The organism is Prosthecobacter sp., assembly GCF_044373815.1.
Lineage (GTDB): Bacteria > Verrucomicrobiota > Verrucomicrobiia > Verrucomicrobiales > Verrucomicrobiaceae > Prosthecobacter.
This window is the reverse complement of record NZ_JBIPNG010000199.1, coordinates 1-11,180: the sequence shown is the minus strand read 5'-3', so window position 1 is coordinate 11,180 and position 11,180 is coordinate 1. Positions and strand designations below refer to the sequence as shown.

6 protein-coding genes are annotated in these 11,180 nt (G+C 59.5%); 1 reads left to right on the top strand and 5 read right to left on the bottom strand.

Going from position 1 to position 11,180, the window contains the following annotated elements:
- The 4 genes from ACIREA_RS16595 to ACIREA_RS16580 all read right to left on the bottom strand — a co-directional run.
- Nucleotides 1-814 (bottom strand): DUF1501 domain-containing protein (locus ACIREA_RS16595; protein ID WP_397383413.1); only part of this gene is annotated, 814 nt, incomplete at its 3' end.
- Nucleotides 815-862: 48 nt separating this feature from the next.
- Nucleotides 863-3,148 carry a c-type cytochrome domain-containing protein gene (locus tag ACIREA_RS16590; protein ID WP_397383412.1) on the bottom strand — a complete coding sequence of 762 codons (2,286 nt, stop codon included), beginning with the start codon at nt 3,146-3,148 and terminating at the stop codon, nt 863-865.
- Entirely contained in the window at nt 3,148-5,358 is a 2,211-nt protein-coding gene (locus ACIREA_RS16585; protein ID WP_397383411.1) for a PPC domain-containing protein, read from the bottom strand. The genes ACIREA_RS16590 and ACIREA_RS16585 overlap by 1 nt, the downstream gene beginning before the upstream one ends.
- A 3-nt stretch (nt 5,359-5,361) precedes the next feature.
- Nucleotides 5,362-7,566, bottom strand: a complete 2,205-nt coding sequence (locus ACIREA_RS16580; protein ID WP_397383410.1) for a DUF1549 and DUF1553 domain-containing protein — start codon at nt 7,564-7,566, stop codon at nt 5,362-5,364.
- 75 nt (nt 7,567-7,641) lie between these two features.
- On the opposite strand from ACIREA_RS16580, the gene ACIREA_RS16575 reads away from it, so the two are divergent.
- Complete coding sequence (locus tag ACIREA_RS16575; RefSeq protein WP_397383409.1) at nt 7,642-8,910, top strand: NPCBM/NEW2 domain-containing protein; 1,269 nt, start codon at nt 7,642-7,644, stop codon at nt 8,908-8,910.
- Here ACIREA_RS16575 and ACIREA_RS16570 read toward each other — a convergent pair.
- Nucleotides 8,891-11,180: neutral/alkaline non-lysosomal ceramidase N-terminal domain-containing protein (locus ACIREA_RS16570; RefSeq protein ID WP_397383408.1), on the bottom strand; the 2,290-nt coding region annotated here is incomplete at its 5' end. The two genes, ACIREA_RS16575 and ACIREA_RS16570, sit on opposite strands and share 20 nt — an antisense overlap.

The window sequence follows — 11,180 nt, the reverse complement described above, 5'->3', positions numbered from 1 at the left end:
CCTCTTGGCTCACATCAAAAGCATCGCGCGTCTGTGCATTCGTAAGCAGGGACATCGCCTGGGACTCAAATTGATCGAGCGCACCGAGTTCGCCCTCGCGATCAAACGCACGTTCCATCTTGTCGAGGCTGCGACGCAGCGCGACGCGGTCGCTGAGCCGGCGCGTCTCCGCCTCATCCGGCAGGCCAATGTTCGGCACCTCAAAACTCGGGCGATTCGGATCCTCGCTCACCGAAAACGGCGCATAAGATGCACCCAGATACGCTGGCCCACTGTAGGTCGCGTTGATCGGGTTGACACTGACATAGTTTGGCAGCGCCTGCGGGCGCTGCGGATCTTTGGACCGCAGGTAATGCGCCACGGACATCCAGTCCGGCAAACGCGGCACCGGTTTGTCGCGCGTATCGGGGTCACCCGAGAGCATTTGCAGCGTTCCCGCCGGATGCCCGCCCGCCGTTTGACTCATCGAGCGCAGCACCGTGATCTTGTCCGCAATCTTCGCCTGCAACGGCATCAATTCCGTGAAATGCGTGCCCGGAATCTTGGTGGCAATCGTCTTGAAAGGCCCACGATACTCACTGCTAGATTCCGGTTTCGGATCGTAGGTGTCGATGTGCGACTGCCCGCCCGGCAGCCAGACCATGATGATGGATTTACGCTCACTCTTCGGCAGGGCCGCATTCGCCGCACGCAGTTTGAGCAGGCTCGGCCAGCTCAGAGTCGCCATGCCGGTCAACCCAAACTGCATGAAAGCGCGGCGCTGCATGGGACCGGCGCAACGAACGGGAGAAGGAGGCTGGATGATGGAGGACATGAGAGAAATTCACGAAATAAAGAGCGGCTTTTTCTCCCATAGAAGGAGCTACTTCGCGCCAAACGCCACCATCTCTTTCCCTGCGCCATCCCACACGCGCAGGATGCTGTCTTCACCACCGCCGATGATGGCGCTGCCATTGGGCGCGCTCACGGCGGCCTGCATGAAGTCGGGCAGGTTGGCCATGGCGCGGACTTCGGTTCCATCGTCTGTGACAATGCGGATGCGGTTGTCACCGGCGGAGGTGACGATTTGATTCGTGGCGCCGATGAACTGCAGCGAAGTGACCTCCTTGGTCCAGCCTTCGATCTTTCTCTTCCTCTCGCCGATGATCATGTCCCAGGTCACCACCGTGCCCTCCGCACCTGCCGTGGCAAGCACGCGGCCATCATTGCGGAACGCGACACCCATGACGTGATGGGTGTGGCCTTCGAAGAGGTTCAACTGCTTGCCTGTGGCGATGTCGGTGACACGCGCGATCTTGTCAGCACCACCGGAGGCGAGACGCTTGCCATCCGGCGAGTAGTCCAGGCAGAGCACGGTGTCGGCATGCTTCTCCTTCCAGGTCTTGGTGGCCTTGCCAGTCGCGACGTCAAAGAAGATAATGTCTCCACTGCGTGACAGCTCACCACCTCCCGTGGCGAGTGTTTTGCCATCGGGACTGAAACGCACAGCATTCACGCGATCAGCAAAGAGTCCCTTTTGATCGATTTTGCGCTCCAAGGCCCATTGCTTCGAAGTGCCCACCGACTGCGTCACGGACTTGCTCGCCACAAAAGAACCATCGGGAGAGGAGGTGATGGTCGTGATCGCTGCAGCACTGCCGGCGCTTTCTTCGATCGGCGTACCAGTGGCAGTTCCCCAGACGCGCAGGCTGCCATCATCAAACATCGAGGCCACACGCAGCGCATCGGCGGAAAATGATACGGCGATGGGTTTTGCGGTGGTCTTGGTCAGTGCCAGCTTCGCAGCAGCGAGATCGGCCGTGGCCTTGTCCTGCACAGTTTTCGCGGCAGCGATGGCGGCATTCGCAGTAGCAACGGCCTTGGCATTTGCGGCCTTAGAATCCGTGATGCGCTTCACATCGTCCTCGGCGTCCTTCACATTGCTCTGCGCGGCGGAGACGGCTGCGAGCGCAGAGACTTCCGTCATGTTTGCGGTGATGAATTTCTCCTGCGCAGCCTTGAGCTCTCTGTCGAGCGCTGCATCTGGTTTGCCACCGGAAGCCGCTTTGATTTTGGCAGTGACATCATCGACGGCCTTCTTCGCCGTTGTCTTGGCCTCGGTGGTCGGCGACACGGCTTTCTGCTTCTCAGGCAGCACCTTGTTCATGGCCACGATGGCTTCCTTGGCTTTGCCCAGGAGGATATCAAGCGCCTTGTCCTGCGCTTCGATGCGCGCGATTTCGTTTTTTTGGAATGCCTGTTCCAAGGTCTGCGCCGCAATGACCCAGTCCAGTTCCGCCATCTTCTTTGCCTCCGCCACGCTGCCGCGCAGCTCGATGACAGGCTTCGCAGTCGCCACATCCCACACACGCACCGAGCCATCGCCGCAACCTGTGACGACCTGCTTGCCATCGGCAGACATTGCACTGCTCAGGACAATAACCTTGCCGGCAGTGGCTATCTTTTTGATCAACTCGGCGCTCGCAGGAGCCGAGGACGTTTTCGCGGTACCCGCCGCGGGTTTGGATTCTGCCAGTTTCCAAATCTTCACTTCACGAAAGCTGCCGCTCGCGAGGCGTGTGCCGTCCGGACTGAAGGATAGCGATTGCACCAGCGCGCGGTGTGCTGCGCCATTTTTCTCAGCAAGGTCGCTGATCTGCGCGACGAACTGTCGCGTGGCCATGTCATAAACATAGATGTGGTTCGAACGCCCACAGGCGACGTACCGCCCGTCCTTCGTCATCGCCACGCTGTAAATCGGATCAATGCTGGCGGAAAAAGCCTGCAGCACCACCGCGCGTTCCACCATCACCGAACCCTTCGCACCCTGGTCAATCCAAGCCTTCAAAGTGGCGATCTGCTCAGGGATGAGGTTCACCGCGCCGGACTTGTTGTTCGGCGGCGGCATTTCCATGTCCTTCGTATGCAGCGAAGCCGTGACGATCAGGCTCTCAGCCCCATTCCCCGGGATGATCGACGGCCCGCTTTCGCCACCTTTGATCATCAGCTCCGGTGTCTCCATGTTCAGATCTGCCTTCGTCGTCGTCTTGTTGTGACACGAAATGCAGTTCGCTTTCAAGAACGGATAAACGTCCCGATAGTAGTCGAGATCGGCCGCCAATGAGGCGGTCGTGGTGAACAGGAGAACGAGGAGTGAGTGCGGCTTCATCACTTGCTGGCGGTGGTGGTTGCAGCGGGTTTCACCGAAACGCGAATCGGTTCCGAAATGAGGATCTCCACCGTGTCGGTGGGCGAAGCCGCTGTGGTGATGGCCTTCATGCGGTTGGTGGCCGCAGTCATGGCGGCTTCCGCCAGCTTTTGCTTCTCAGCGGCCTTCTTCGCGGCTTCTGCATCCGTGGCGGCGAGTTTTTTGGCTTCGGCGGCCACCGTGGCGGCAAGCTGCTCGGCCTTTTTCTGCTCAGCCTCGGCCAGCGGCACCGCAGCGGGGTTGTAGCGGTATTTGCAGATGCCCAGGCTCTGGAACGCAAAGGTGTAATCTCCAGGCGCGATCTTCAACGCGGCAAGATCAATCACGGCTTCATAAGTGGCTGCCTTGAGAGGAATGTCGAACTCCTTGATGGCGCTGAAACCGTCGCCGTAGGCCTTCACCTTGATCGAAGTGCCGTTAAATTCGTTGCGCCAGGTGAGCTTGAGCGGGATTTTCAAGGTTTCGCCCACCTTCGCCTCGAAGACCTTGTTTTCTACGGTGGCAATGGTCAGCGGTGCCTGCTCGGAATCGCTGACGGAAACCGGAACGTCGGCCATGAGACGCGGCGCAGGAATCTCACCCTTCGCATCTTTCACCGGCCATTCCATGCTCGCCACACGCACCGGACGCGTCACGACCGCTCCATTGACCGTGGATTTGCCGACGATTTTCGCCAGAGAGAAGCCCCGTTTTGCATCGCCCGAAGCGGTAAGAATCAAATGACCAAAGGGCTTGCCCTTGGCGATTTTCAACCCGGCTGCGCTTACACCCGGCGGCAGATTCTCCATGCCGATCTCAATCTCGCCATCAAAGCCATCACGGCGCTGCACCGCGACCTCAAAGGCACGCGTCTCACCCGCACGCAGAGCCATCGGCTTGGAAAGCGCGGCGCGGTCGCCGTTGCGCAGTGTCATGTGAACAGCCCAGGCAGCGAGGGAGAAATCCGGCGTGGCCTGACGCACGATGAGACGATAAATGTTGTTCGCGTCACTGCGCGTACCGCCGAACAGATCGCGCACCTGCAGGCGATAAGTCCCGTCTTCCTTGACCACAAACTTGCCGTTCACATCCGGTGATCCGGCGTCGTAAGGAGGGCCGTCATACGAGTAGCCGTTGCTGGTGACCTTCATGGGCGGTACGATGTCATAGAGCTCGGCCACGTCGGTCAGCGTTTCTTTTCCACCCGTTGCTTTCACCTGCTGCACGAGCACAAAGGGGTCCGTGTTCAACCCGAAGCGCTCTGAGGCCACTTCCACCCACCAGATCTCGCCTTTTTTGGCCGCGAACTCGAAGGTGTCGACATCCGCCGCTGGAAAAAAGGAACCTGCAATGTCACAGGGCAGAGTGATCTTTTGCGCTTCAGCGGGCTTATTGTTCGGCTCCGTTTCATTGGCCTTCGCGGTAGCAGCGAGACCAGCCGGTGGCCAGGACATCGCGCTCACCGTCTGGGTCAGCGGCTGGCGTGGTGCAGGTCCGGTGCCAGGTGCTTCCTGCAAAGCGAGGCGATAGAACAGGCGCTCGCCACCTTGATAGGTGAGGTCGCTCACCTTGATGAGGTAGGTGCCATCAGCGGGTGGTGTGAAGTCGATCACGCCTCCCGTGCGGTTCACTTTCAAATCGCCGCCTTTGGCGTCCGCCAGGATCAGCACCGGCGTCAGTCGGGAGTCGATGCCCGTCGCGGCGCAATCCACTGCCACGCGTTTCCCCTTCACGCCTTGGAATGCATAAAAATCCACTGACCTCTTGGTCATCGTCGCATTGCAGATGGTGCCCAAGGGCAGCGTCATCGCCGTCTCCACCGTGTTGTTCGCCTTGGTGCGGATTACCTCAGGGAGTTTGTTCACCGAAAAAGCACGCGCCGCTGAGACGCCCAGTCGTGACATCACCCGCGCATCATAAACACCTACCGGTGCATCCGCCGCAATGCTTACGGTGAACTTGTTCTCCGTGCCTGCGACCGGCTTCGCGGTGATCTTTGGCGTCGAGAACATCAACTCGCTGATGTTCTCCGTATTCTCGCCGGTGATCGTGACCTCAACAGTCGTGCCCGCCTGCCCGCCCATGGGCATGACCGTGAGCAGACGTGGCAACGGCAGTGTGACCTGCTGGGCGAGGGCCGAAGCAGCCATCCATGTGAAGACGGCAAGTGTTAGTGTGGATTTCGCGAGCATAGATTAGTGATTGTACAAAAATTCCTTCGTGTTCAGCAGCGCCCAGAGCAGGTCTTCGTAGCCGTTGCGCTTGGCACGCTGGGAATCGAGAGGTTTACCGGCTGCATCGTTGCGCGGCCGAGCGACATAATTTTCACTGATTCGCACTTCATCGGCGGTGGGTTCGCGGGAGAAGGCGGCAAGGTAGAGTTCGCGGATGCGCTTGGGTTCGGGCATCTCGGCCTTGCTCAAGGATTCGGCGCGACCACCGCTGGCGGTGAGCTTGGCCTTCACGTCGGCGGCGTTCATGAGGTGCAGGCTTTGCGCAAGGCTGGCGGACGACACGCGCTCGCACTCGCAGACGCTGGCGCCTTCAGGACGACCGAACACCTTGAGGAAAGGCGCGGCGCGGTTGTAGCTGTTGTCCGGCAGAGAAATGGCACGCGTACCGGCCGGCAGATCGGCAAAGTCGGTCTTGGAGCCGGTGACCATGTCGATGCTGTCGAGCATTACCTCGGCGGTCATGCGTCTTGGGTAATAGTGGGAGTAGGCCTGACGATCGACGGCGTTGTATTGGTTTGGCGTAGAACTGAGCTGATATGCATGGCTTTGCGTCAGCGTGCGCACGAGTGCTTTTAAATCGTAGCCGCTGTCCGTGAAGCTTTTGGCCAGCGCCTCAAAGAGATCAGGGTTGGTCGGCGGATTCGTGTCACGCAGGTCATCCTCGGGCTCGACGAGACCGCGCTTGAAGAAATGCTTCCAGTAGCGGTTCACGAGCGACTTGGCGAAGAAGGGATTGTCCTTCTTGCTCATCCAGTCGACCAGCGCGAGGCGGGGATCATCATCGGGGGCGATGTCGAGTTCAGGCTCGCCAAGACCTGCAGGCTTCAGCATCACGCGAGTTTTACGGTGCTCGGTCTGCGCGGTGCCTCGTTTGTGGAAAATGAGATCCTCACCGGCAATGGCGGTTGGTTTGCGACCGATCTGGCTGAAGAACGCGGCGAGGTGGTAATACTCTGCCTGGGTCCAGCGCTCAAAGGGATGATGATGGCATTGCGCGCATTGCATGCGCACGCCGAGGAAAAGCTGTGCAACATCTTCGAGCTGCGTGGTAGGTTCCTTAACGCGCTTGTACCAAGCTACCGGTGGATTTGAAACGATAGTACCCGTCGAGGCGAGGATCTGCCGCACGATCTGGTCGTACTTGGTATTCGCCAGCAGGCTGTCGCGCATCCATGCGTGGAAAGCGAAGTTCGAGGTGATGTCTGCCGCTTCCGAACGTGTGTTCTTGAGCAGCGAAGTCCATTTATTGGCGAAGTAATCCGCGTAGTCGGGGCTGTTCAGGAGGGCATCGATGGCGCGGTCGCGCTTGTCCGGTGCCTGACTCTCCAGGAAAGCCTTGGTCTCCTCCGCCGTGGGCAGGCGACCACCGATGTCGAGGGAGATGCGGCGCAGAAAGGTCGAGTCATCGCAAATGGGTGAAGGGGGCACACCGATCTGCTTCAGATTGGCAAACACATGCTGGTCGATGAAATTCTTCACCGGGGGCAGCGAGTCAACAGGCGCACCCAGTGGAATTGAGACGCTGCAAACGGAAACACGACCGCCGAAGCGCACCATCACGGCCACGTTGCCGGGAATATCCAAGGTCTTCACCAATCCCTGATCTCCAGCCACCGCCATGGCGCGGTCATTGGCCTCAAAGAGCGCGAGCTTGGTCACATCCCGGCTGCTGCCATCCGAGTAGCGCGCCGTGACTTTGAGCTGCTGCGTGGTTTTAACGTTCATCGTCACGCGCGCTGGTTCCACCAGAATGCTGCTCAGCTTCGCCTCCTCCTTTTGCGCATAGTTCATGCCTTCGGCAATCCAGCGCACGAGTGTCTTGTACTCTTCGGAGCCCGGCTCCAGATGCTTCCCGCCCGTGTGCGGCACGATGGCGGCGCCCTTGGTGATCAGCAGACTTTCCTCCGGTGCTGGCGGAAACACACGCCGCCCCTTCCCCTGCTTCACGATGGCCTCGTAATCTTCTTCAGGTTCAAAACCGAGTACGCTCAGACGGAAGCCGCGCTGCCCTGTGATCGCCTTGGCATGGCACACGCCTGCATTGCAGCCCGCCTTGGTGAGGATGGGCTGAATATCATTGACGAAGCTTAAGGGACGTGACGATTCCGCCGCGAAACTCGTTCCGGCGAGCATCACGATCATCCATGCTTTAAGAGGTGCTTTCATTGTTATCACTTCAAACCTACGGTTTGGCGCACCCCTTTTTCGCATTGAGTAACTTTAGTATTAACTTCAATCACAATGAGACAGCTTGCATTTGCCGCTCTTTTAACCCTTGCAACTCCCTCCTTCGTCTTGGGCTGGGGTGAGCCTCACCATGCCATCACACGTGCGGCGCTGGAGGTTTTGCCGGCGTGGCAAAAGGAGGTGCTGAGTGGTGAATTGACGCAACTTGGCGACAACTACTGCATGATTCCGGACAATGTCTTCACGGACAAGGAAAACGCAAAGTACGCCAAAATGGAGTCAGCGCCCAATGAGGTGTATTTGAAGATCCTGCACCTGCCGACGCAGCAGCCGGAATATCTTGAAGTGATACGTTTCTTCATGGAGCAGGCGGTTGCATCTTTGCGCAACGGGAAGCTTGGCGATGCAGCGCGTTACATGGGCACGGTCTGCCATCAGATCGAAGATTATGGCAGTCCTTCGCACACGGTGCCCGGAGACAATATGTTTACGCTGCTGCAGCAGTTCCTGCCGCCTTCGGATGCCATGAAAGGCCAGCTCATGCATGGACCGATTGAAAATGGGGACTTCAAGGTGAGCATTGAGGGGTACCAGCCACGGCTGCTTGGCACCACGGTGAATGAAGCTGCATGGAGGCTCATGCACCGGGTGCATGATGAGATTCTCAATGCGCGCAGCACCACGGTGCCGATCATCCAGGCGCTATATAAGGAGGACAAGGAGGGCGTGGTGAAGCATCAACTGCGAGCGGCGACGATGGATGCGCAGGTGGTGGCGGATGCGGTTTATACAATTCTTTGCCTCGGGAAGCAGAAGTTTGAAGCGGAAGAGCAGGCGGCGCTCAAGCAGGTACAGATTGGCGCTTTCTTTCCACTGGAGGCGGCCAGTTGCTACTATCCGCAGTCGCAGTTTTTCAGTTCTCCGAACTGGGGGCATGCGCGCAGCGGGGTCATATTGGCGGGTGGAAACACGGACATGCCGCTCAAACTTTGTGTCGGATCCAGCAATCAGGAGTTCAAAAATGGGATCAGCGCGGGCATGGGGAAGCCGCTGACTTTTTTGCTGCCAAAGGATGTTTATGCGCGTTTCACGGTCCTGGCGGGATTGCATCCGGAATTGGGGGCCAAGGGGAGGGTGGAATTCACGGTGAGCGGGGATGGCAGGGTGCTGAGCACGATTATTCTCAATGGGACTGATCCGGCGAAGTTGCTGGAGTGTGATGTCACGGGGGTGAGGGAGCTTCAGCTTACGCTCACTTCGCGTGGGGTTGATTCCAAGAGCAACTATGCGATCTGGGCGGAGCCTACTTTGGTGAAACCTTGAGGATGCTGTCCAGCCACTCGTAGGCTGCCTTGCGTTCGGCTTCGGGGAAGTCGTGGGGGGCGTCGGGGGTGACGAGGGTGAGGTTTTTTTCGGCTTTGAGGAGCGTGTAGATTTCGGTGGCTTTGGTGAAGGCTTTGCGGACGCCGGTGATTTCGAAGTTGCTGTCTTTGATGGGGGAGTTGGAGAAGACGGCGCGGGGGGCGATGGCTGCGAGGATTTCGTAGAAGTCGAAGGGGATTTTGTCGGTGTTGTTGTCGTAGACATCGCGGATGCGGGGCATGTAGCGGTCGCTGGTCCAGCCGGCGACTTTGCCGCCGTAGTAGTCGTGGAAGGGGGTGAAGCCGCAGCTGGTGACGACGGCTTTTATGCGATCATCGAAGACGGCGGTGAAGAGGGAGTTGTGGCCGCCGAGGGAGTGGCCGATGACGCCGATGCGGTCTTTGTTTACCTGGGGGAGCGATTGCAGGAGATCGACGGCGCGCATGTTGTTCCAGATGGCTTTCATGGAACCGCTGGCGCGGTGAGCGCCCTGGGTTTTGAAGTCGTAGGGGTATTCGCCGAAGGAGGGGTAGTCGGGGACGAGGCAGATGTAGCCGCGTTCGGCGAGTTCGTGGGCGTAGTGGAGCGAGGGCTTGCCGCCGAGGCCGGCGGGTTCGTCTTTGCCGATGTTGGTGGTTTGATGGAGGCAGAGCATGGCGGGTGCTTTGGTGACATCGTTTGGGATGAGCAGCCATGCGGGGACGTGATCGCCGAGTTCGGGGGTGAAGTGGATTTTGCGGCGGAGGTATTTCTCTGTTTTTTCTTCGGAGATGATTTGGACGTTGAGAGGAGACCAGCGGGAGGTGTCGTGGAGAGGGCCCATGACTTGCTGCATGTTCGCTTTGATGTGAGTGACGCGCTCGGCCCAGTCGGCGGGGGTTTGGACGGGGCGTTCGGTGCCTTTGGAGTCGCGGACGACGAGGAGGTTGGAGCGGTCGGGGTAAGTGATGGCTGACGGTGCTTCGGCGGGCTTGATCTGGTCCGGGCGGGTGAGGAATTCTTTGGGAGTGACTTCATGCACTGCGGTCATGATGCGGTCTTCGACATCGGGGGCGAACTTGGTGGGGCGGTCATAATAGACCATGGCACCGGCGCCTTCGTAGCCGCCTTCTTCGAGGACGCGGCGGGAGGGGACGTAGCAGGGGACGTCGTTGGAGTAGCCGTTGACCCACATGCGTGAGCGGTCGAACTCGCGCTTGATGCGGAGGGAGTAATCGACGGTGATTTCGCCGGGGAGGAAGACCATGGCCATGTCGTTGCCGAAGCTCCAGCGCTGGACGAGGTAAGGCAGTTGAGTGGGGAGTTTTTCGCCGCGATCGAGACGGGCGAGATTCTTCTGCGCGTGATAGGCGATGGCGGGGGTTTTGGAGGCGGCGAGGGTTTGCCATTCTTCGCGAGTGGGGAGGGTGTCGAAAGCGAGATCGATTTGTTTTGCTTCGCAGGCGAGCGGGCCGGTGAGGGGTTTGAGTTCGCTGGTGGCGATGCGTTTGGCTTCGGTGCCGAGGTCTTCGCCGTATTGTTTGACGAGTTCCATGGTGCGGCGGGGATTGGGATTTTGATCGGCGCCGCAACCGAGGGCGGTGAGGGCGATGGCGCCGGGGAATTCGCGCTGGAGGGCTTCTTGAGCGACGCCGGCCCAGTCGCCGTGGATTTCATCGATGCCGATGGTGGTGCAGTGGCAGGCGTAGCTGGTGAAGATGGCGCGCACTTTGCCATCGGAGTTGGTGACGCGGAGGACGGGGAGATCGTGATCGATGGGCTTCAGGGGGAAGAGGCGGCGGTTGGCGGCGAAGCCGACTTTGCCGATGCCCCAGGCGAGGGAGGAGGGTTTGCGATCGGCGAGAGCGGCGCGGGCGGCTTTTTCGATGTTGTCGGTGAGTTCGCGGGTGTAGCGCTCGATGGCGGGGAGGTGCTCGGCGGGGATGTCCATGCCGAAGAGATTGGGAAGCACGCCGATGAGCATGGGAGCGCAATGGGTGTGGCTGGAGCAGATGGCGAAGCGGGCGTCGGTGGCTTTGTTGTCTGTTTGGAGACGGCGCAGGACTTCGGCGCGCATGGAGGCGGGGATACCGACGTTGTCGACGGTGACGAGAATGGCGGGGCCTTCGGCATCGCTGCCGAGGGCGAGGGCTTTGGCGAAGATGTGCTGGGAGACGCCGGTGTTGGGGGCGCGGCGGTTGCCGTAGCCGCTGAGGCGAACAGGGTAGTCGGGGGTGATGTCGACGGAGGCG